This window comes from Streptomyces canarius, assembly GCF_014650735.1.
GTDB classification, from domain to species: Bacteria; Actinomycetota; Actinomycetes; order Streptomycetales; family Streptomycetaceae; genus Streptomyces; species Streptomyces olivaceoviridis.
The window spans coordinates 49,508-69,603 of the sequence record NZ_BMVN01000030.1; the positions used below are offsets into that span (position 1 = coordinate 49,508).

23 protein-coding genes and 1 pseudogene are annotated in these 20,096 nt (G+C 70.4%); 18 read left to right on the forward strand and 6 right to left on the reverse strand.

The features are described 5' to 3' along the window. Positions 1–21: 21 nt before the first annotated feature. From IE294_RS49835 to IE294_RS32095, 7 genes are all read left to right on the forward strand, one after another. A complete protein-coding gene (locus IE294_RS49835; protein WP_189891879.1) occupies positions 22–342 on the forward strand; it encodes a hypothetical protein in 321 nt (106 codons plus the stop codon). Then, complete coding sequence (locus IE294_RS32070; protein ID WP_373315877.1) at positions 339–758, forward strand: TadE/TadG family type IV pilus assembly protein; 420 nt, start codon at positions 339–341, stop codon at positions 756–758. Before IE294_RS49835 ends, IE294_RS32070 begins: the two co-directional genes overlap by 4 nt. Positions 759–772: 14 nt before the next feature. After that, positions 773–1,216 (forward strand): TadE/TadG family type IV pilus assembly protein, encoded by a 444-nt coding sequence (locus IE294_RS32075; protein ID WP_189891881.1) that lies wholly within the window; start codon positions 773–775, stop codon positions 1,214–1,216. Next, positions 1,213–1,662 (forward strand): TadE/TadG family type IV pilus assembly protein, encoded by a 450-nt coding sequence (locus IE294_RS32080; RefSeq protein WP_229917466.1) that lies wholly within the window; start codon positions 1,213–1,215, stop codon positions 1,660–1,662. Before IE294_RS32075 ends, IE294_RS32080 begins: the two co-directional genes overlap by 4 nt. Beyond that, a complete protein-coding gene (locus IE294_RS32085) occupies positions 1,662–5,135 on the forward strand; it encodes a LysM peptidoglycan-binding domain-containing protein (RefSeq protein ID WP_189891883.1) in 3,474 nt (1,157 codons plus the stop codon). Before IE294_RS32080 ends, IE294_RS32085 begins: the two co-directional genes overlap by 1 nt. A gap of 676 nt (positions 5,136–5,811) precedes the next feature. Further along, positions 5,812–6,267 carry a prepilin peptidase gene (locus IE294_RS49370; protein ID WP_306433485.1) on the forward strand — a complete coding sequence of 152 codons (456 nt, stop codon included), beginning with the start codon at positions 5,812–5,814 and terminating at the stop codon, positions 6,265–6,267. A gap of 14 nt (positions 6,268–6,281) precedes the next feature. Next, a complete protein-coding gene (locus IE294_RS32095; RefSeq protein ID WP_229917468.1) occupies positions 6,282–6,551 on the forward strand; it encodes an NUDIX domain-containing protein in 270 nt (89 codons plus the stop codon). Positions 6,552–6,775: 224 nt separating this feature from the next. Here the strand turns inward: IE294_RS32095 and IE294_RS32100 are convergent, their stop codons facing one another. After that, entirely contained in the window at positions 6,776–7,159 is a 384-nt protein-coding gene (locus tag IE294_RS32100) for an SH3 domain-containing protein (protein ID WP_189891886.1), read from the reverse strand. A 110-nt stretch (positions 7,160–7,269) separates the two neighbouring features. Between IE294_RS32100 and IE294_RS49840 the strand changes: the two are divergent. The 4 genes and pseudogenes from IE294_RS49840 to IE294_RS32120 form a co-directional block, all read left to right on the forward strand. Further along, a pseudogene (locus tag IE294_RS49840) lies at positions 7,270–7,527 on the forward strand (IS481 family transposase); the annotation flags it as partial. A gap of 30 nt (positions 7,528–7,557) precedes the next feature. Further along, complete coding sequence (locus tag IE294_RS32110) at positions 7,558–7,887, forward strand: hypothetical protein (RefSeq protein ID WP_189891888.1); 330 nt, start codon at positions 7,558–7,560, stop codon at positions 7,885–7,887. A gap of 249 nt (positions 7,888–8,136) precedes the next feature. Continuing rightward, positions 8,137–8,823, forward strand: coding sequence for an NsdA family TPR-like regulatory protein (locus tag IE294_RS32115; protein ID WP_189891890.1), 687 nt, complete (start codon positions 8,137–8,139; stop codon positions 8,821–8,823). A gap of 306 nt (positions 8,824–9,129) precedes the next feature. After that, positions 9,130–9,426 carry a hypothetical protein gene (locus IE294_RS32120; protein WP_189891892.1) on the forward strand — a complete coding sequence of 99 codons (297 nt, stop codon included), beginning with the start codon at positions 9,130–9,132 and terminating at the stop codon, positions 9,424–9,426. Positions 9,427–9,441: 15 nt separating this feature from the next. Here the strand turns inward: IE294_RS32120 and IE294_RS32125 are convergent, their stop codons facing one another. Further along, on the reverse strand, positions 9,442–9,732 hold the full coding sequence (locus IE294_RS32125; RefSeq protein ID WP_189891894.1) for a DUF6087 family protein: 291 nt from the start codon (positions 9,730–9,732) through the stop codon (positions 9,442–9,444). 13 nt (positions 9,733–9,745) lie between these two features. After that, a complete protein-coding gene (locus IE294_RS32130) occupies positions 9,746–11,113 on the reverse strand; it encodes an NsdA family TPR-like regulatory protein (RefSeq protein WP_189891896.1) in 1,368 nt (455 codons plus the stop codon). Between the two features lie 156 nt (positions 11,114–11,269). Here IE294_RS32130 and IE294_RS32135 point away from each other — a divergent pair, with 156 nt between their 5' ends. From IE294_RS32135 to tgmC, 4 genes are read left to right on the forward strand one after another with little or no spacing between them, the layout of a single operon-like run. Continuing rightward, positions 11,270–11,536, forward strand: a complete 267-nt coding sequence (locus tag IE294_RS32135) for a putative ATP-grasp-modified RiPP (RefSeq protein WP_189891898.1) — start codon at positions 11,270–11,272, stop codon at positions 11,534–11,536. A 4-nt stretch (positions 11,537–11,540) separates the two neighbouring features. Continuing rightward, positions 11,541–12,098: an MvdC/MvdD family ATP grasp protein gene (locus IE294_RS47985; RefSeq protein WP_229917469.1), complete on the forward strand. Its 558-nt coding sequence runs from the start codon at positions 11,541–11,543 to the stop codon at positions 12,096–12,098. A gap of 42 nt (positions 12,099–12,140) precedes the next feature. Next, positions 12,141–12,533 (forward strand): MvdC/MvdD family ATP grasp protein, encoded by a 393-nt coding sequence (locus IE294_RS47990; RefSeq protein WP_229917470.1) that lies wholly within the window; start codon positions 12,141–12,143, stop codon positions 12,531–12,533. After that, positions 12,530–13,726: an ATP-grasp peptide maturase system methyltransferase gene (gene tgmC / locus IE294_RS32145; RefSeq protein WP_189891899.1), complete on the forward strand. Its 1,197-nt coding sequence runs from the start codon at positions 12,530–12,532 to the stop codon at positions 13,724–13,726. Before IE294_RS47990 ends, tgmC begins: the two co-directional genes overlap by 4 nt. 68 nt (positions 13,727–13,794) lie before the next feature. Here tgmC and IE294_RS32150 read toward each other — a convergent pair whose 3' ends face one another. The 3 genes from IE294_RS32150 to IE294_RS32160 all read right to left on the reverse strand — a co-directional run bounded on the left by IE294_RS32150 (position 13,795) and on the right by IE294_RS32160 (position 16,410). Next, on the reverse strand, positions 13,795–14,037 hold the full coding sequence (locus tag IE294_RS32150) for a hypothetical protein (RefSeq protein ID WP_189891901.1): 243 nt from the start codon (positions 14,035–14,037) through the stop codon (positions 13,795–13,797). A gap of 315 nt (positions 14,038–14,352) precedes the next feature. Beyond that, on the reverse strand, positions 14,353–14,970 hold the full coding sequence (locus IE294_RS32155) for a 2'-5' RNA ligase family protein (RefSeq protein WP_229917471.1): 618 nt from the start codon (positions 14,968–14,970) through the stop codon (positions 14,353–14,355). A 12-nt stretch (positions 14,971–14,982) separates the two neighbouring features. After that, positions 14,983–16,410 carry a helix-turn-helix domain-containing protein gene (locus tag IE294_RS32160; protein WP_229917472.1) on the reverse strand — a complete coding sequence of 476 codons (1,428 nt, stop codon included), beginning with the start codon at positions 16,408–16,410 and terminating at the stop codon, positions 14,983–14,985. 737 nt (positions 16,411–17,147) lie between these two features. Between IE294_RS32160 and IE294_RS32165 the strand changes: the two genes are divergently transcribed. The 3 genes from IE294_RS32165 to IE294_RS32175 all read left to right on the forward strand — a co-directional run bounded on the left by IE294_RS32165 (position 17,148) and on the right by IE294_RS32175 (position 20,048). Continuing rightward, on the forward strand, positions 17,148–18,389 hold the full coding sequence (locus tag IE294_RS32165) for a helix-turn-helix domain-containing protein (RefSeq protein WP_189891903.1): 1,242 nt from the start codon (positions 17,148–17,150) through the stop codon (positions 18,387–18,389). 80 nt (positions 18,390–18,469) lie between these two features. Beyond that, on the forward strand, positions 18,470–19,123 hold the full coding sequence (locus IE294_RS32170; protein ID WP_189891905.1) for a hypothetical protein: 654 nt from the start codon (positions 18,470–18,472) through the stop codon (positions 19,121–19,123). A 169-nt stretch (positions 19,124–19,292) separates the two neighbouring features. After that, on the forward strand, positions 19,293–20,048 hold the full coding sequence (locus IE294_RS32175) for an ATP-binding protein (protein ID WP_189891907.1): 756 nt from the start codon (positions 19,293–19,295) through the stop codon (positions 20,046–20,048). Positions 20,049–20,096: the final 48 nt, after the last annotated feature.

Consider the following 20,096-nt stretch of genomic DNA (forward strand, 5'->3'; position numbering starts at 1 on the left):
CGCTTAAGAGAGGCACGGAACATGAAGCACACCGCAGCCCGCACCCGCCGTGCTGTGCTCCGGGAAACCGCGCACCCGCACACCGGCCCGTACACCGCGTCCCGCAGGCCGAGGCGTGGCCGCCGGGGAGCGCGTGCCTGGGCGCGCGCCAACGGTGTGGTCCTGCGTCTGACCACGCGCGTGCAGGAAGGTCTCCAGGAGGCCGCCCGCCGGCCGGACCGCGGCGACATCTCCACCACGACCGTCATCATCTGGGTGGCCGCTGTCACCGGTGCCGTCCTGATCGCCGGGAGTATCGCCGTGGTGATCGCCAAATACAACGGCAAGCTCAACGGGCTGTGACCGAGCGGCTGAAGGACTGGTGGCAGGGGCGAAGATGGCGCGACGACCGTGGTGACACCAGCATCCAGATGGCGATCGTCTTCCCGTTTGTGCTGCTCGTCACGGTCGCCGTCATCCAGGCCTCCATGTGGTACTACGCACGGCAGATCGCTCTGACCGCTGCCCGCGAAGGCGCCACCGCGGCCCGTTCCTACCCGTCGAGTCCGGCCGACGGCGCGGCCCGGGCGCGGGCCGTGCTGGGGCGCACTGCGGGTGACAGCCTGAGTGGCTACAGCGTTTTCGCCAGCAGCGATGGGCAGCGTGTGCGGGTCCAGGTATCCGGGACGGCCCTTTCGGTGATCCCGGGTCTGTCGGGCCTGCGGGTCACGCAGTCGGCGTCCGGCCCGGTGGAGCGCTGGACTGTCCGGGGGGAGTGAATGACGTGCGAGACATGGCCGGCCTGGTCGACAGGCTTCGCAGCGACGAGGGCAGTGCCGCGATCGAAGCGGCCGTCATCCTCCCTTCGCTGATCATGTTCCTGTGTCTGGCGATCGCCGGCGGCCGGATCGTCACCTCCGGCGCGAAGATCGACTCTGCGGCTGAGGACGCGGCCCGGGAGGCCTCCATTCACCGCACGGCGGCGGCCGCCCAAGGAGCCGCACAGTCAGCAGCCGCGGAGTCCCTCAACGACCAGGGCATCACATGCGCGTCGACATCCGTCCGCGTCAACACCGGCGGCCTGAGCGTGCCGGTAGGGCAGGTCGGCACGGTCACCGTGACCGTGACCTGCACGGTCAATCTGTCGGATCTGCTGCTACCGGGGATGCCGGGAGCCAAGACGCTCACGTCGACGGCGACCTCGGTAGTGGACCAGTACAGACAGCGAGGTGAATGATGATCTTGCACCGGATACAGCAGGCCCACGGTGACGACCGAGGCGGCGTCACCGTGTTCGTCGCCGTATGCGTGTTCGCGTTGATCGGCATCATCGGCGTCGCCGTGGACGGCGGCAGCAAGATGCGCACCACCGAGCGGGCCGACTACATCGCCGGCGAGGCCGCCCGGGCCGGCGGGCAGGCCATCGACCCCGCCGACGCCATCAGCGGCACCGCGATCACTGTCGATCCCCAAGCGGCCGCCGCCGCGGCGCAGGCCTACCTGAGCTCCGCCGGCGCCACCGGCACGGTCAGCGTGTCCGGCGACGGCAAGACCCTCAACGTCACCGTCACCGGCTCGTACGACACGAAGTTCCTGTCGGTGGCCGGGATCGGCTCTCTGTCGGTGACCGGCCATGGCAAGGCCACCCTCCTGCATGGCGTCACCGCTCCCGAAGGAAATTGATGCGCACCACCACCCGCTCGCCCGCCGCAAAGGTGGGCCGCACCCTGGCCCGGGTCTGCAAGGCCGTGATGAGCCTGCTCGTCCTGGTCGCCGCGGTCGCCGGGCTGCCGCTGCTGCTGGCCTGGGCCACCCCGGTCATCTGGGCTGCCACCCACGACGACCTCACCCACCTGCTGGACCGGCAGGACACCGGCAGCGTGTTTCTGCTGCTGCTCATCGCGGTGGGCTGGATCGGCTGGGCGCAGTTCAGCTTCTGCGCGGTTCGCGAGCTGATCGCACAGCTGCGGGGCCGTACCTGGCACGCCCCGCGGGGGATGGGCGCCTCGCAGCGTGCCGCGGCCCTGCTGATCGGCAGCATCTTGGTGCTGCTGCCTACGAGCTCGGCGCTGGCCTCCGATGCCCAGGCCGCGCCGGCCCCCACGGCGGGACTCGTGGCGGGTCAGGCCCCCCAGACAGCCGCCCAAGGCGACCAGGCCTCACCCACGTCCTCCGCGAGCACGCCAGCGTCGCGCACGTACACGGTGCGCGAGACGCGGCCTGCGGAGAGCCTGTGGGGCATCGCCGAGCGGGAGTTGGGGGACGGCGAGCGGTGGCGGGAGATCGCCGATCTGAACGAAGGGCGGATCATGGCCGACGGCACAGTCTTCCGCGCGAACAGCTTTCTACAGGCCGGCTGGCAGCTTCAGATGCCGGAGACCGCCACGGCTGCAGGAGGCGTCCGTACCCAGCTGGGTGAGCGCACCCCGGCTGCCGACGACAAGGGCGGGCACGTCGTCACCGTCCACTCCGGCGACTACCTGTCGAAGATCGCGGAAGAGGAGCTCGGCGACGGCGACGACTGGCCACAGCTGTTTGAGGCCAGCCGGGGCAAGCCGCAGCCGCACGGCCTGCCCGAGATCACCGACCCCGACGTCATCTACGCGGGGCAGCAGGTCACCGTGCCCGGAACCCAGACCGATCAGCCGCCAGACCAGGGCCACGGTGAGGAGTCCGGCAGTCAGGAGACCACTCCCCCGACCACCCAGAACCCCGACGACATCCAGAAGCCGGGCGACAGCACGGGGAATGCACCAGCGCCCGCACCCAGCCAGACACAGGCGCCTGCACCGCAGTCGTCGGCGCCCACCGCGCCGTCCAGTCGCCCGGCCGAGCAGCCCGGACAGGATCAGTCCTCACCGTCCGCTGCGGCGTCCGCGACACCCGAGCCCAGCGCCAGCGCCTCGGCTTCTGCCGCCACGCCGTCGGCGTCGGCCGACCCGTCCGGTACCACTGCCTCCTCCCCCGCGCGCGAGGCCCCGGCGACGGCTGCGGCCAGCAGCCCGCTGAACCTGCGGATCGTGCTCGGCGCCGGCGCGCTGCTCGCAGCCGCCGTCACCGGTGCGCTCGCCCTGCGCCGGACGCTGCAGCGCCGACGCCGCAAGCCGGGCGAGAAGATCGCCATCGCAGCGGAGACCTCCCCAGCGGAGGCCCTGTTGGCGGCGGCCGCCGAGCCCGGCGGTGCTGCCCGCCTTAACGTGGCGCTGCGGACCCTGGCTCACCACGTGGCCCAGCAGGAGGAGGACGACGCGGTCCTGCCGCCGCTGCGGGCCGCCCGGATCGGGACCCGCACGGTTCAGGTGCTGCCCGAGGACCTCGCCCAAAAACCGGTGGCGCCGTTCACCGCCGGGCGGGGCGGCTGGTGGGACCTCCCCGCTGAGGCCGCCCTCCTGGACGAGGAGGCCGCCCGCGCGGTGCCCGCACCGTATCCGGGGCTGGTCACAATCGGCAGCACCGAGGCAGGCGACCTGCTGCTGCTCAACCTCGCGCAGCTGCCCGCGCTGCTGCTGGATGGCAACCCGGTCCACATCACCGAGGTGTGCACCTCACTCGCCCTGGAACTCGGTATGAGTCCGTGGGCGGCCGACGTCGAGATCGTCACCGTCGGGTTCGGCAAGGACCTGCCGCAGCTGCTGCCCACCGCGCGGATCGCCCACATGCGCCAGGGTGCGCACGCGCTGCGCGATCTGAGCGAACGACTGCTGGAAGCGCACCAGGTGCCCGAAACCCAGCATCAGCCGTATCTGCTGCTGTGCGCGTCCGTCCTGGACGAGGACACAGCCTGGCAGTTCGCCGACGTGATCTCTCGGGCGGGGGCGGTACCCGTCACACTGATCGCCCCGGCGAGCACGGCGGCCGCCTGCTTCCCCGAGGCGAAGATCCTCAACGCCTCCCTCAGCGAGCCGCAGCCCCTCGACTACGCCGGCACCGACATCACGGTGCAGCGCCTGGAGCACGCCGCCTACCTTCAGATCACCACCGCGTTGAAGGTATCCGGGCAGCCGTCCCACCCGGCCGAGGGCCCCTGGGAAGACGTCCCGGACGAGCCCGACAGCAGACAGCAGCCCGAACAGGCATCGCCGGAAACGTCGTCAACCGCAACGACTGCCGCCTCGATCCCGTCACCGTCGGCGGCAACGGATGTGAGCAGCGAGGTCTTCCCGGCCCTGCTCGCCGCCAGCACCGATCCGTCCGGGCTCCGTCTCCTCTCCCCCACCGCATCATCGGCCCAGCTCGACGACGAAACCGGACCGGGCACCGAAGCAGCGGTCTCTCCAGCCCCGGCGTCCCCAACCGCTGTGGACTCCACCGACACGGCAAAAGCTGCGGAGGCTCACGCCCCGGCGGCCTCCGCCCCCGAGGAGCCCACGGTGCCAGAGGGAGAACAGTGCAAGACGCAGGACCTGAACGCCCCGGAGATCCGGGTGCTCGGGCCGGTGGAGGTGACGGGCGTGGACAGCACCGGCCACGGCCCCAGAATGGCGCAGCTGGCCGCCTTGCTGTACTTCCGACCCGGCCGCAGCGCGGACGTGCTGTGTGCCGACATGGATCCCGTCAGCCCGTGGTCGACGAGCACCCTCAACGCACGGATGCAGGGCCTGCGCAGTTCCCTGGGCAGCGACTCGTCCGGCAACCTCTACGTGCCACGCCGCAAGACCGGCGAGGACCCCTATCGGCTCTCCCCCCAAGTACGCTGCGACTGGACCCGCTTCCTTCAGCTCGTCCAATCCGCCCTGCCACAAGGCCCGGCCGGCCTGACCGATCTGGAGAACGCGCTCGCCCTGGTCCGCGGAAAACCCTTCGGGGGCAAGCCACTGCCCTGGGCCGAGCCCTGCCAGCAGGAAATGATCACACGGATCATCGACGTGGCGCACACCGTGGCCACCTACCGCACACCCCCGGGCCCCCACCACAACCTCAGCGCAGCCCGCCAGGCCATCGCAACCGGCCTCGAAGTCGACGACACCGCAGAACTGCTGTACCGGGACTGGCTCCGCATCGAACACGCGGCCAGGAACCGGCAAGGCCTGCACACCGCCATCACCCGCCTCCAACAGGTCAACCGGGCACTGGACTGCTCACTGGAAACCGAAACCGAACAACTCATCAACGCACTCCTCAACAGCCCGGGCACGGCGGAACCCAACGTTGTGTGAGGCGGCGCGCCCAGACGCACAGCCCACCGCTGGCTGGCGACAAAGTCCCGGGCCTTGCAGGCGTACAGAGCGGCCTCGTTGGACGCGGACAGCCGCGTGCGCCACTGGCTCAGTGCTCCCGTACGGTCTACGCAACCGCGGGCGCATGCGGTGACCAGGCCACTCTCCAGGGCAACTGCTTCCTTCTCCCTGAGGGCATCCAGAGACAATGACCGGCCCGGGGATCGAGTGCAAGGTGATGCCCAGCCATGCGCTCGCCACCGGCTGCTCTGTCTGATGTATGGGGCCAGGGCTCGGTTCGCCACCCGGCATTCAGGCATCAGGCCTCGTTTCCGTCCCTCCCCAGGGAGGCCGGCCAGACCCACGCACACACGGCGCGGCGTCTAAGCTCCGTGCGGTGGAGACGTTCTGGATCACCGCAACGGCGGTCCTGTGGGGCGCCGGTGCTGGCCTGCTCATACCGCGCGCCTCCTACCGGCTCTCTGTGCCCCCCGGGGAACCGTGGCGGAGCGCGTGTCCTGCAGGACATCCGCTCACCGGCATCGGGAACGGATGGCTGGGGCGGGCCAGCTGCTGCGAGGGCGACAGGTACGGCCCGAACACACCCATCCTCACCGCCGTCACAGCCACAGCCTGTGCCCTTCTGGCAGCCGCCGTCGGCGCTCGCCCCGAGCTAGTGATCTGGCTGCTGCTCGTCCCGGCCGGCGTGCTGCTCGCCGCCGTCGACTCCAAGGTGCACCGGCTACCCGACATTGTCACCGTGCCGTTCACGGCGGCCGCTCTTGTCCTGCTCGGCGGCGCCGCGCTGCTGCCACACGCCGGCGGCTGCTGGACGACCGCGTTGCTCGGCTCCCTCACACTCGGGGCCTGCTACCTGCTGCTGTTCCTGATCAACCCCAAGGGCATCGGCTTCGGCGATGTCAAACTCGCCCCGGCGCTCGGCGCGGCCTTGGGCTGGTACGGCTGGAATACCCTGCTGCTCGGCACCTTCACCGGATATCTGTTCGGTGCGGCGTACGGTGCCGGTCTCATCCTCACACGCCGCGCCGCAGGCACATCGGCCATCCCGCTCGGCCCATTCCTCATGGCCGGCACATTCACCGGAATCCTTTTCGGCTCCCACACCATCTGAACGCCCGACCCCCGGTGGATCTGCTCCCCGGCTACGACGTGCCGATGTGCCCCGGTGGCGGGTGCGAACCCGACGAGGACCCACTGGCGGCTGCGCGCCGGGAACTGGTCGAGGAGGCCAGCATCCGCGCCTCCGAGGTCGAGCTACTGACGATGATGTGGCAGATGCCCGCCGGCGCGCGTACCCGTGAGCACCTGTACCTTGCCCGAGGTCTGAGCATCGGTGAGCACCAGCGAGACGCGAGCGAGGCCGACATGGAGCTGCGCTGGGTCGCGTTGGAGTAGGCGGTAGCGATGTGCAGCGACGGCCTGATCACCGAGGCCGGGACTCTCACGGCGGTCTTGCTGACCGCGCAATGCACCACCGTCTAGCCCAAGCCTCTGGCCAGCAGGCCACAGACGCCCGTCCGCCACGGTCACAGGAGTCCACCGCCGGTCCGACCCCCTCTCGCAAATCCGTCGCGGCCCACCCGAATCCGGGGTGGGCCACCGACGCGTGCTGACGGCACTCAGTCAAGGCGCGTGCAGACGCTGCGGCGCAGATACCGCTTTGCAGTCCAGCCCTTGGTGTCTGCCTTCAGTCCTGACGATTTGCGTGTGCCGTAGTGGCTGCCGGAGTCGTAGGCAAGGCGGACCTTGTACCAGCCGTGCCGGGCCTGGACGGCATAGACCGCATCGCCCTCGTGGAGCAGCCCGAGCACGGTGTAGCGGGTGCCAGGACCGGTCCGCAGCCGTACAGCATCTTCTCGTACCACGTAGCCGCACTCGTTGAAGTCCGTCCGCGCCATCGCGGGTGAGGACTGCTGCTGGGGTGCGCCGGCCGACGCCTGCGGGATGGCAATGGCGCTGGAGAGCGCGGCGGCTAAAGCCGCAATGAGGATCAGTCGCTTCATGCCCGGCCCAACGTCCCGTGCCTCAGCGGGTGTCGGCGTGGGGCGGGAGATCACTCGCGCGAGGCACGACTGTGCCCCGGACCGGGGGTGCGGGGCACAGCGGGCCCGGACTCGGCCGCATCCCCGACGGCGGCGGCCACAAGGTCCTCGGCCGCGCAGCCGGCCGGGCCAACGAGGACCGCCGGGGCGGCACCGGATACGCGTACCTGCACACCGCCCTGGACGACCACTCCCGCCTGGCCTACACGAAAGACCCGCCCGACGAGAAGGCCACCCCCTACGCCGACTTCCTACGATGAGCAATCACCTGGTTCGCCGCACGCGGCGTGACGGCCGAGCGGGTCCTGACCGACAACGCCTGGGCCTATACCTGAAGTGAGCGGGAGACGAGAGGGGCGATGACCACCACGAGCATCCGGCCCGGCCTCGCGGCCGCCACCGACGACTGGCTGGCCAAGAAGCTCATGCAGGCTGGCTTCGGCGGACCGGACTGCAACTACCCCGACTACACTGTCGCCCGGGCCCCCGCCCGAAGGGCAAGCACGGCCCGCCACCGCGGTTCTGCGTCCGGCACAACAAGCCCGCGGGACCGGCAGGTCGTCTACAGGGCACGTAAGGCCCTGGAGAAGGAGCGCGCCGCCGCACCGGAGCCCGTGCCGGTCCAGCAGGCCGTGGCCCAAGGAGCCCGCGAGCAGCAGGTCCTCGCGCCGCTGCCGCCCGAGGGCTGACCGCGTTGGAAGCCGTGCACCAGGGGCAGCAGGCCGGCGCGGACACCTCAGCGGTCACCGCCCGCATCGAGCAGGTCATTAGTGACGCCGGTGAGAAAGCCCGCCAGGCCGAGGGACGCCGACGAGCGCGCCGTCGCCAGCTGTGCCGCACTCGACGAGCTGTCCGAGACTCACCGACTGGGCGAGCGAAGCCCACCACTGGCTCAGCGGTGCACGGCAGCAGCTGACGTAGCGGCACGGCGAGCTGGAGTGGGCCCACGCAGAACTCATCGGGGAACACCGCGAACTCCTCGCCGTACACGGCACCTGCGAGGCGAGAAGAAATACCGTGATGCTGCCGCGCATGCCGGCCGCGCGGGAGACGACTCCTCCTGCTGCAACCTCCTCGGGCAGATCAGCCGCGTCCTCGCTGACCTCGGCCACTACGACGAGGCCCTCGCGTTCGCCGACCGTGCTCTGCAGCTGGCCGACACCCGAGCCCACCCCGCGGTGCGCTGCTGGCTCCACGCCGTCAGAGCACACCACCAGGCCCGCCTGGCTGACCACGCGTCCGCACGAAGCGACCTGGACGCCGCCTGGCACCTATTTAGCCGCGCCGAAGACGGCGAGAAGCCGCCCTACATCAGCTACCTGAGTGAGGCCGAGCTAAACAAGTGGACCGGTCACACCGCCGTCGCACTTGCTGAGACCGACCGCACCGCTCTTCACACCGGCCGCCAGGCTCTCGAAGCAGCCCTCACGGCCTGGCCCTCCCCCATGGTCCGCGGCTCCGCCGCGGTCCTCACCGCCAGCGCGCGCATGTCCATCGCACACCACAACCTCGATCAGGCCCAGAACCTCATCGACCAGGCCATCTCCATCGCAGCCGCGACCAGCTCAACACGAAACCTTCAAGCCGCGCTGCACACGCGTGCCATCATCCTCGCCAAAGCCTGAACCTCACACGCCGACACTGCCCCCGCCCGGTTCCCCACTGCTTGCCGAGAGGGGTGCTACCAGCGTGCAGGGCTGCTGCCAGTTCCTGGGCCCGAGGCTCGCTGTCGATGTCATACAGCACGACGTAGACCTGGCCAGCCGAGGAGTCGGGGCGGATGTGCCGGATGTGGATCCGGCACATGACGGCGGCGTGGATCGCGTCGCACGTGCTGTCGGCGACGGTGTGGTGCGGGTGCGCTATCGGGACGGAAATGGGCGCTCGTCCACGTACGCCGTCCCGCCCGAGGGCCACCAGGACTGTACGCGATGGCGTCGAGCACCAAGACGACCGGACGCCGCAGCCGTGGGTGGACGACGCCCCTGAGCCGCCGGCGTGGCGGCTCCCCGGGCATCACATCGCGTGCCGTGGCGGTCGACGGCGGCGATCTGCACCGCGTACGCGTTGTTCAGGCCGGTGGTCTCGACATCGACCGCGAGAAGCGAGCCGTCGGCGAGCAGGCGCCGGGCCCAGTGGGCGGCCTGCTCGCGCTCACGCGGCCAACCTGCGTCGTCCTGCCCTGGGCCATCGAGCAGTGCGACGCCGCTCTCACGCCGGTCGGCTGACGCCCGGCCCGCCGATCACGCCGCTGGCTCGCCGCCGGGCGCCTGTTCGTTCACCCACCGCTGGGCCTGCTCGAGGTTCGCGGCCGTGCCAGCAGGCGCGTACGCAAAGCCGTTCCACTCCTCCAGGGCCCGGGCATCGTCGGGCCGGACGTGACCGCCACCGCCGTGCAGCGGGCGGTGGCGGCGCCACACGTCCAGCGGCGGGCGACGTCGCTTCTCGTACGCCGCGAGCGAATCGTCAGCATCGACGCGCGGGACGGCGCGGGACGGCTGGTTCGGTGGTCCGGGTCGGGAGTGCTTGCCCATGCGCTCGATGGTCTCAGGCCGCGACCGTGGTCGGCCGGGCCGCGGCGAGATCCGCCGCACGGGTGCGGACCTCGTCCACCGCGGCGGTCCGGTACGGCCGGGCGGCGTCCAGCAGCGTGTTGAGGCGGGAGACGACCAGGGTGGAGTCGATGCGGGCGGCCTCGTCCAGCGCTTGGTGGGCTGCGGCGGCGCCCTGCTCCGGCTCGTTCTCCGTGAACAGCGCGGCGGCCAGCCCGACGCGGTCCATGACCTTCACCCGGTCGAAGCCGGGCCGGCGCAGGGCGAGCGCGTCCGTGAAGTGATCACTGGCCCGACGGTTCCGGCCGATGCCGGTGAGGTCGCGGGCGGAGACCGCACGGGCGCCGGCGTGCTCGGCCGCGTCGAAGTACGCCACCCACTCCGGGACCTCGTCGCCCAGACCGTCAGCCACCAGCTTGTCGGCGGCACCGAGGTGCCGCTCGGCATCACGCTCGTTGCCGAGGGCCGCGTGCACCCGGCCGGTCTGGGAGGCGACCAGCGCCCGGGTCGCGGGCAGGTTCGCCTTCGCCGCGGCCACCTTCAGCAGCCCGAGAGCATCCTCGGGGTGGCCCAGGTAGATCATCTGGTGGGACATGCGGGTGACGATCTCCACGCCGCGATCCGGCTGCCCGGCCTCGGAGGCCGCGTAGATGCCGTACGCCCAGTACCGCTGGGCGGTGGCGTACCGGCCGCAGTCGTGGCTGACCCACCCGGCCAGTGCCGCCAGGTCCGCGGTCGCGGTGAACACCCGGGCCTTCAAGGAGGCGGGGACGCCGTCTTGGATGCGGCGGGCGACTTCGGCGAGCTGGGCGACGATCGCGGAGCGGTACAGGCCGCCGCCCTTGGAGGCGTCGGCCTTCGTGAAGAACGCGGTGACCTCCTCCAGCGCGGCGGTGGTGTCGGTGTCGAAGCCCTTGGTGGCGCGGTTCAGGCGGCGGGCGGTGCCGCCCAGCATCCGTGCGGCGGCGAGGATCAGCGGGGCGCCGAGGGCGAGCTTGAGGGTGTCGCGGCGGTCGAGGAAGAGGTCCATTTGGGTCCATCCGGCCAGGGTCTGGGCGGCTGCCTCGGTCAGCAGCGGGAGCTGGATGCTATCCAGCGTGGGCCCGGCGGCCGTCAGGCCCAAATCACCCGGAGTGAGCGGCTGGCCGACCGCGTCCGAGATGACGGCCGCCAGCAGGGCCGGGACCGGCGGGCGCGGGCGTTCGCCGTCGATCCAGCGCCTCACGCGGGTGGCGTCCGGGGCGATCTGCCGGTGACCTTGGCGGATCGCTTCGGCGGCGATCCGGCGGGCGATCTCGCCGTGGGACAGGCCGGTGGCCGCGATCCACAGCGCGAGGTGCGCATTGCTCGATCTGCCGGTCATAGCCGTCTCGCCCCCCGACTTCCATGTCACGCAGCGTGGCAGTTCCGCCACGAATCGCGGCACCCACGGTACTGGCCAGGACCATGGCCAGGGGCGGATTCTGCTCAGGCGGTAGCCGCCCGGCTATCCGCATGAGGCAAGGGGAAGGGAACTCGCATGGCGACGCTTGCACTCCAGGCTCCCTGGGCGATGAGGCTGGTCACCGACCGGCTTCCGATCGGCCCGCCGTCGTACGCCGCGGTGACGCTCGACGCGGCCACCCAGACCGCGGTCTATACCGACGCCGCCGGTCGGGTGGTGGAGATGGGCAAACACGGCACGAACAAGACCACCGGCACGGCCTCGATGTCCGGTGGCGGCGATGGGCAGAAACCGCAGCCGCAGACGCAGGACGACAACACCACCGACTACGAGTCGGACTGATCCGATGGCCTCCACCGTCCTGGTCGTCACCGCGCTGGAAGACGTCACCGCGGACCGGGTCATCGCCGCACTGAACGAGCGCGAGGTGCCCGTCGCGCGGGTCGACCCGGCCGACATCGGCCCCGCCCTGGTCTTCGGCGCCCGTATCGGCGCCAGGGCGCCGGCCTGGACCGGGCGACTGGTCACCGGCAGCCGGGAGGTGGAGCTGGGGGAGGTGGCGGCGGTGTACCACCGCCGCCCCACCCCCTATGCCACTCGGTTCGAGTACCTGCCCACTCAGCAGCGCGACTTCGCCGCCGCCGAGGCCCGGCACGGCCTCGGCGGCATCCTGAACCACCTGCACGGCGCCCGTTACGTCAACCACCCCGGCGCGGTCACGGCCGCGGACTTCAAGCCCGCCCAGCTCCAGCAGGCGGCCCAGCTCGGCCTAGCCATCCCCCCGACGCTGGTCACCAACGACGCCGAGCAGGCGCGGAAGTTCGCCGCCGAACACGGCCCCGTCATCTACAAGACGTTCCGAGGCCTGCCCCGCGACGAGGACGGGCACACCGGCGCGATCTGAGCCCAGCGCGTCGACCCGGACTCCTTCGACGGCGCGCTCGCGGTGACCGCCCACCTGTTCCAGGCGGAGATCGCCAAGACCGGCGACGTGCGCGTCACCGTGGTCGGGAAGAAGGTGTTCGCCCAGCAGATCGCCGCCCCGGACGGCGCGCTGGACTGGCGCCGCGGCGACTGGGACGCCCTGCTGCACGCCCCGATCGTCGTACCGGCGCCCATCGAGGCCGCGCTGCACAGCTACCTTGCCGCGTTCGGCCTGGTCTTCGGCTGCTTCGACTTCGCCCTCACCGGCGACGGCGACGCCGCGGAGGACTGGGTGTTCATCGAATGCAACCCGAACGGCCAGTGGGGCTGGCTGCCCGACGCCGGCGACATCACGACGGCGTTCGCTGACATCCTGAGCACGAGCACGAGCACGGAAGGAGGCGGAGCGCGATGATGCCCGCCGCCCTGGAGACCGACGCCGAACGGCTGCGCGAGGCGATGGCGAAGGCCCTCGCCGAGGACGGCGTTCTCACCGATCCCGGCTGGCGGGCAGCGGTGGAGACGGTGCCGAGGCACCGGTTCGTGCCGGGCTTCTACCTGCCCGCCCACGGGCTCGACGGGCAGGGGCTGACGGTGTGGGAGCCGGTCACCGCCGAGCTCGACTATGGCCGGTGGCTGGCCGCCGCGTACTCCGACACCACGCTGATCACACAGTTCGACGGCGACGAACCGGACTGGAAGAATCCGCAGGTGCGGCACGGCGGGGCGCCGACCTCGTCGTCCACGCTGCCGTCGCTCGTCGTGCGGATGTGGGCCGACGCCGACGTGCAGGAAGGCCACACGGTGCTGGAGATCGGCACCGGCACCGGCTACTCCACCGCGCTCGCCTGCGAGCGCCTCGGCTCCGCCGACGTCACCAGCATCGAGGTCGACCCCCACCGCCTGGAGCAGGCCGCGAGCGCGCTGTACGGCTGCGGGTACAGCCCGACGCTGGCGGTGGCGGACGGGCTGTACGGGTACTGGCCGGAGGCGTCCTTCGACCGAATCGTGGCCGCGTGCTCCTTCCGCGCGGTGCCGCCCGCCCTGCTGGCGCAGGCCCGGCCGGGCGGGAAGATCCTGCTCACCCTCTCGGGGTGGCTGTACGGGTACGCCCGCGTCCTGCTCACCGTGAACGGCGACGGCACCGCCGAGGGCCAACTCCTGGGCGGCACCGTCTCCTTCATGTCCGCCCGCACCCACGCGGCGCCGGCGTTCGGCAACCCCGCCCACTGGGCCGCGGGCCTCCCGGAGACCGGTCGGACGGCCCGGCACTCACCGGAGCGCATCACGGCCGGGACCGAGGAGGCGTTCCACCTGCGGTTCCTCGCCCAATGCGCCGTGCCGGACGCGCAGATGACGACCGTCGGCGAGGTCGCGCACCTGGTCGACGTCGTCACCGGCTCCGCCGCCACCCTCACCCCCGTCGAGGACCGGTGGGAGGTCCGCGAGAGCGGCCCCGTACGGCTGTGGGAGCGCATCGAGCGCGTGCTGTCCGCATACGACGAGGCGGACCAGCCCGGACCGGAGACGTTCACGCTACACGTCCACGGCGGCGGGCAGCACCTGCGGCACCCGCACCTGCCCGGCCTGACGCTGCCGAGGCCCTGACGGGCCCCAGTCTCCAGGTGCCCGGGCGGAGGGACGTGACGGACCTTCGGCCGGGCACCTGGCCGTGTTCAGTCCTGACGGGGTGCGGGCTTCGGGTCGCCGCACTCGGCGGCTAGGGCCGCGGCCCCGGCCCGGGCCGCCGCGCTGCGGTCGTCGGCATCCTGGGCAAGGTAGCGGGAGGACTCATCGCCGGTGACGTCCACGAGCCGGTGCAACAGCTTCGCCCGCCGCTCCAGGTAGGCCAGATGCTGATCAGAAGTGCCCCACGCGTAGTGCTCGGCGTCGTTCAGCAGCCCGACCATCTCGGCCAACAGGCACCTTTCCGCCGCCTGCCCTGCGGCACCCGGCGCGGTCACGACGGCTGCCCCGCCGTACCGGCCAGGGCCTGCATCGCGTCCCGGCCGTGGTTGCAGCAGCGCCCGCATACCAGGCGGATCGTGTTCGGTTTCTCGGGGGCGGGATACTATACGGCAGGCGGTCCTCGTCGTCGCGCTGGCGCAGGTCACCGTCCCCTTCAGCACACAGCAACCGAGAGCGCCGGGGGCCTACGCCTCGGTCCAGACCAGCCAGTCCGCGGACAGGGCGAGGCCCATCATCGCCATTCGGGCTTGTGACCCGCCCTTGATTCAGCCCAGTGGCACGCTGGCGTAGGTCTCCCATTCATACATACGGTTGTCGCGGTGGATGACGATGAGGTCGGCTGCGGCGATGTGAACCCTGGCAGTAGAGGCGGCCAGAGGCGCCAGTGCCTCAGTGACGTGCTCGGCGGTTCCGTTCACGGCCGAGTAGGCGACGGACACGTGTGGCCGGAACCCGTCGGCTGCCTCCGGGACTTCGTGCAGTACGTCGCCGATTGCGGTGCGGATGGCCGCGCGCAGGCGCTGTACTGGCTCAGCGGGGTTGGCCGGCAGCAGCACGGCTTCCGGGTCTACGACGGCAGGGCCGAGCTCAATATCGAAGGCGGGTACGGCAGCTAGTCGGGTATGCGCCGCAGCAACGATTGCCTGAACGTCGTCCTCGCTCACCTCGTCGATGAAGCCGATACCTTGGGTCGTTAGGTGCAGCCACTGGTCGGGGATGAGGGTGAAGTCGTCACCGAGCGGTGCGAGCGCCGCTCGGTGAGCGGCGGCGAGTTGGTGAACGTCCGGCTGCCCCGTAAAGGTCAAGTGCCAGGTGTAGAAGCGACGGCCGACGCTCCAGCCGGGTCGCCACCACCAGTGATCGCGCATGGTCGTCTCAGTCATAGAGTGATCCAATCAGTCCAGTCCTCGCCCTGGCGAGAGGGCAAGTCGGCGAGAGATAGTGTCCGAGCGCCAGGCGTCGATTGCCGCACGCAGTCCGACGGCATCCTGACCGCTTCGCGGACCGAGGCCGGCACCCAGTTCAGTGACTCTCTGTGTCACCGTCGCGAGCCGGTGTTCAGGCGCCAGGGCAAGTACAGGCAGGAGAGCTTCGTGAGCACCGTCGGCCTGACCTTGGGCCAAGTGTGCAGCGGCCTTGCTGATGTGGGTCTGTGCAAGGGTGCCGTAGGCGCGGACCGGCTGGCTCCTCATCTGGGCGAGTGCTTGGTCAGCGGCGTGCAGCGCTTGAACCGGGCGCTCGAGGCGCAGCTGGACGGCTGCTACGTAGTTGTGCTGGCGGGCCTGATCGCAGGCGAACAAGCCGCCGATCTCGTCACGCGGCCGCAGTGCCTGGCGGGCGTCCGCGGCACGACCGAGGGCCGCCGTGGCTTCTGCCGTAGCCCCCAGTGCCGACCAGGCGTCGGCCTCCTGGCATGCCAGCAGCACCGTCGCGCTGCCCGCCGGAGCACATGCGGCGCCGCGCTGGGCGTGCGTGACGGCGTCCTTGAGGCGGCCGTCCCAGAAGGCGGTCTTCGAGCGCACGGAAAGCACCCAAGCGCGCAGGGTTGCATCGCCGCTCAGCTCGGCACACAGCCATGCGGTAAGGCCCTGCGCCTCCGCTTCGGGAAGGCAGCCAAGATCGGAAGAGATCCAGGCCAGCAGAGCGCACGTGTAGCCACTGATGCGGTAGAGATCTCGGGTTTCATGAGGGCGCTGATGCCCCTCCAGCAGAGCGAACACCTGGTCGCGCAGTATACGGGCACGGCTGAACAGAAGCATCGGGCTGGCGCCGGGCTTCAGGTACTCGCTGGAAAGGCTGCGCACCGCAGCCAGCAGTTGGGCGATTGACACCTCGCCCACGTTGGAAGTCTCCGCCCACCGGGACCAAGTCAGCGACTCGTCGGCGGCAAGACGTAACAGTTCAGCGCCGGACGGCTCGACCGGCTCCAGCCGGGTCAGGACCTCTATGTCGTCCGGTGGCAGCGCTCGCCGGTCCTCAAGGTCGAGCAGGTCGGTTACCGGACAGTCGTAGATGTCCGCCAACGCCAACAGAACCGCCACCCTCGGCCGGCGATCCGATGTCACTGGCCACTTTTCCCACTTCCCCACCATGGAGGCATCGACCCACACCGGCTGTCCCGGCCGACGCGCGAAGTGGTCGGCGAGCCGGTCAGCGACCTCCTGCTGAGACCAGCCATGCGCATGCCGCCACGCCTCTCGGATTCGGAACCCGAAGCGCGCGCGCATCTCCTGAGCGATGGAGGAAGTCGGGATGCCGAGGTCGCGCATCTTCTTGCGCAGAGCATCGCGTGCCGCTCTTGAACCTGTGGAACGGGCACTCATGAACCCTCCTCTGTGGTCACGATCGCCCCACCGTAAGCCCTGCCTTCAGGGCTCTTGACAGTGTTCCTTGGGATACGTCAATGCCTTACTGCCCGGTAACAATGGGTGGTCATACCAATGCTGCAGGTCAACAGGGCGACGCGGCGCCCATGAAAAACGGGCAGAGCTGCCCGTGACGGCTCCAGGCTGGAGTTGAAACGGTAGTGCCGGACGTAGCCACTGTTTCGCCCATGTGCTTCCGCCGAGCGGAAAGTTACGGAGCCTGCAATGAGGAGCAGCCAGCACCCCGTGTGCCCTGTGGGTACCGACCTGGTCGGCCGGACGACTGTGCAGGCAACGTTCAGCAAGGAATCGGCGCGGCTCGGACATTCGGTTACGCGATCGTCTCAGGCACGGTCGGCATCTGCCTGCCAACTTGGCCGGGGCGCGACCGGCGAGGCCGACCCCACGGTTCGGGCTTACCCCTGCTGAGGCTGGACCCATCCCCTATGAGGACGTCACGACGATGAGCATTGCCACTGGCGGTCACCCCGCCCCTGTGCTCCTGCTGAAAAACACGTGTGCCGCGACACACCGCTCGGTGCCTGTGCAACTTCGGGCGCCGGGTGGGGCGTTGCAGAGCCGCACGTCAGGGGCTAACGGCTTCGCGTGCCCGTTGAGCACGCGAAGCCGTCCTAGCCCCAGCGCTCAGCGCGGTGGGTACCGTTCTGAGTGTCGAGTTCAGAACGGAGCCCATCATGCCCGAACCGTCTCAGGAACACATCGGCCGCCGCGTTCGGATCGCCCGGATCGCCGCAGGGTTGTCCCAGGGAGAACTAGCCGGCCTGGTCGGCCGCTCAGTGCACTGGATCGAGGACATCGAGGCAGGCCGTCTCGGCCTGGACCGTTACTCCCTGATCTGCGCCATCGCGGAGACCTGCCAGGTGGATGTGGTGTGGCTGCTCGGCCAGCCCTACCGCCTCAGCCGCGAGGCCGGATCCACCGCGTACTCCTTCATACCGGCCCTGCGTGCAGTACTGCGCCGGGCCAGCCTGATCCTGTCCAACCATCCCGGGCTGGCACCGACCAGCGAGACGGGGGACATCGAGCGGATGCGCGTACGGGGCACGGCCGTGAGCCGGGCGCGGCAGAAGGCGTCTTTGGCCGATGCCGCCTCCTTGCTTCCCGCTTTGCTGGAGGAGCTGAACACGGCACTGCTCACGCACGACCGCGGGCCGGAGCGGACCGCGGTGCTGACGCTGGTGGTCGACGTGGCACGCAACGCCCGGCAGACCCTGAATCAGCTGGGGTATCCGGACCTGGCCTGGAATGCGGCCGAGGTCGCGGCCGGCGCGGCGACGCAGCTGGACGACCCGATCGCCAAGGCGGCTGTGGCATGGGACCGGTGCGGGGCGATGCTTCATCAGGGATCGATGCCGGAGACCGAGGCGATCGCGCTTGCGGCGCTGCGCGATCTGGAGCCGCTGACGTCCGGCGGGGACGAAGCGGCACTCGCCCTGCAGGGAGCCCTGACCTTGCGCCATGTGATCGCCTGCGCGCGTGCGGGGCGGACCGAGGACGCCTGGGAGCACGCCCGGCGCGCGCTGGAGATCGCCGGCCGGTTGCCCGCTGGCTTCGCGGATCTGCGTTTCCACACGGTCTTCGGACGCGTGAACGTGCAGGTGCACGCGGCCGAGGTGGGCGTGGAGATCGAGGAGCCGGGCAAGGGTCTGTCCTTCGTGAGGGACGTGAACGTGGCGGATGTGCCGTCACGCGAGCGGCTTACCCACTACAAGATCGACCGGGCGCGTGCTCTGCAGCAGATGGGGAAGGCCGCGGATGCGGTTCTGACACTCCGCGAAGCGGCGGCCGGCGCTCCCTTGTATGTGTACGCCCACCCCATGGCCCGGGCCTTGGTGGAGGACCTCGCCCGCAGGGGTGTTCCGTCGCAGGCCGCTGCCCTATCCGGACTGGTACGGAAGATGTCGCTGGTGGCGTAACGGCGGTTTGGCATATGCCAGTTGGCGGCTCCCAGAAATCCTGGGGGTCGCCTCCCTCTCCCTGCCTCATCCTCGTTCCCATGCAGGTCACCGACCACCACGGCGCCTTGACCAGCCCCGGGGACGCAGCCTCGCTCCACGCTCTGCACGGACGCGATACACGTGACTGCGTACTCGCCTACACCCACGTCCTGGGCTGGCCCACAGCGCTCGGCCACCGCTACAACCGCAGCGCGGGATGCACATGCGGCGCGTCCACCTGCCCCTCGCCGGGCGCCCATCCGGTCACCGAGCCGGTCATGCCGCTGACGGCCGACGAACTGGCTGAGGAGATCGAGGCCCGGCCGGGTGCCGGACTGATCGCGCCGTGCGTGCCGTTCAACGCCGTGAGCATCTCCTACCCGGCCGGCATGGCCCTGACCCTGGCCCTCGAGCAGCACGGTGTCTACGTCCCGTGCGTGCAGCAGGACCACGCCGTTGCCGTGCTTTTCCTCGCCCCGGGTTCCGGCCGTCATCTGTCCGGCCAGGGCGTCATCGTCCGCTCGGGCACGAGCGCCTGGACGGCCCTGCCGCCGTCCCGGAACCTGCGATGGGACACCCTTCCCGCCGCAGACCAAGCACTGCCGGACGCAGCCGGGCTGATCACGCCTCTGCACGAAGCACTCCGGGTCATACCGGTCAGCGACGTCACCAACTCGGGCGCCCAGCACCGAAAGCCCCCTCCCCGGCTGTAAGCGCGCCGGCCGCCCTTCGCCTGGGCTGCCCGTGCCTTGGTCCTGCTTGATCTTCCCCGCTTTGCTCCTGACCGTCCCTTCAACGACGGAAAGACGGATTCCTGTGAACGCTCAACACGCCTTGGCCCAGCGCGCTGTCGCGTATGCCTGCCCGGACACCAGCGCAGAGGTGGCCGCTCAGCTGAGGCTGGATCAGCTGGTGGCGGACGCCGCGCGGCAGGGACACAGCGTGCACACGTACGTGTGTGACACCGAACCGGTGACCGTGCCCCTGCACACGCGGCCCGGCTGGACCACGGTCGTCAGCACCGTCGAGGCTGGCCTGGCCGATGCCGTGATCGTCCGGTCGACGTCGGACCTGGCCGCCGAGCAGTGTGACCGGATCCCGATACTGGGATGGCTTCAGACGGCGGGCGCCCGGCTGGTCACGCTGGGCCCTGCGGACGCGGTCGCGCCCTGCCCGGTCCCGGGAGGCGGCGCACCGCAGACCGGCCGGGTGGTGGCGGCTGACAGCCGTGCCGTACAGATGCCCTTCGCCGCTGCTCCGTCCAGCGCCCAGCCGGTCCGGCAGCTGATCACCCGTTGCCTGACGGAGCGGGGCCGGGTCACGGACGCCCGCGTGGTCGATGACGCCTGCCTCCTCACCGGCGAGCTTCTGGCCAACGCGATCGTCCACGGTTGCAGCAGCTCGGCGGACACCATCACCGTGACCGTCGAGTGTGCCGCGGACCTAGTGCAGATTTCCGTCAGCGATCCTTCCCGCCGCATGCCGCGCCCCCGCATCCCGGCGGCCGACGCCGAGTCCGGCCGCGGTCTGCGGCTCGTCGCCGACATCGCCGCCCAGTGGGGCGTCACTTCCAGTCCGGGCGCACCGGGCAAACGCGTCTGGTTCACCTTGAGGACGCCGAGGGAGGCCGCCGTATGAAGGCTCCCGTGCATGTCCTCGGCAGGATCGCCCCGTTGGTACAGCGGA

Coding starts and splice junctions, on each gene's coding strand:
- IE294_RS49835 (WP_189891879.1), top strand. CDS start 22: ATGAAGCACACCGCAGCCCGCACCCGCCGTGCTGTGCTCCGGGAAACC.
- IE294_RS32075 (WP_189891881.1), top strand. CDS start 773: ATGGCCGGCCTGGTCGACAGGCTTCGCAGCGACGAGGGCAGTGCCGCG.
- IE294_RS32080 (WP_229917466.1), top strand. CDS start 1,213: ATGATGATCTTGCACCGGATACAGCAGGCCCACGGTGACGACCGAGGC.
- IE294_RS32085 (WP_189891883.1), top strand. CDS start 1,662: ATGCGCACCACCACCCGCTCGCCCGCCGCAAAGGTGGGCCGCACCCTG.
- IE294_RS32100 (WP_189891886.1), bottom strand. CDS start 7,159: ATGAAGCGACTGATCCTCATTGCGGCTTTAGCCGCCGCGCTCTCCAGC.
- IE294_RS32110 (WP_189891888.1), top strand. CDS start 7,558: ATGACCACCACGAGCATCCGGCCCGGCCTCGCGGCCGCCACCGACGAC.
- IE294_RS32120 (WP_189891892.1), top strand. CDS start 9,130: ATGGCGTCGAGCACCAAGACGACCGGACGCCGCAGCCGTGGGTGGACG.
- IE294_RS32125 (WP_189891894.1), bottom strand. CDS start 9,732: ATGGGCAAGCACTCCCGACCCGGACCACCGAACCAGCCGTCCCGCGCC.
- IE294_RS32130 (WP_189891896.1), bottom strand. CDS start 11,113: ATGACCGGCAGATCGAGCAATGCGCACCTCGCGCTGTGGATCGCGGCC.
- IE294_RS32135 (WP_189891898.1), top strand. CDS start 11,270: ATGGCGACGCTTGCACTCCAGGCTCCCTGGGCGATGAGGCTGGTCACC.
- IE294_RS47985 (WP_229917469.1), top strand. CDS start 11,541: ATGGCCTCCACCGTCCTGGTCGTCACCGCGCTGGAAGACGTCACCGCG.
- tgmC (WP_189891899.1), top strand. CDS start 12,530: ATGATGCCCGCCGCCCTGGAGACCGACGCCGAACGGCTGCGCGAGGCG.
- IE294_RS32155 (WP_229917471.1), bottom strand. CDS start 14,970: ATGACTGAGACGACCATGCGCGATCACTGGTGGTGGCGACCCGGCTGG.
- IE294_RS32160 (WP_229917472.1), bottom strand. CDS start 16,410: ATGAGTGCCCGTTCCACAGGTTCAAGAGCGGCACGCGATGCTCTGCGC.
- IE294_RS32165 (WP_189891903.1), top strand. CDS start 17,148: ATGCCCGAACCGTCTCAGGAACACATCGGCCGCCGCGTTCGGATCGCC.
- IE294_RS32170 (WP_189891905.1), top strand. CDS start 18,470: ATGCAGGTCACCGACCACCACGGCGCCTTGACCAGCCCCGGGGACGCA.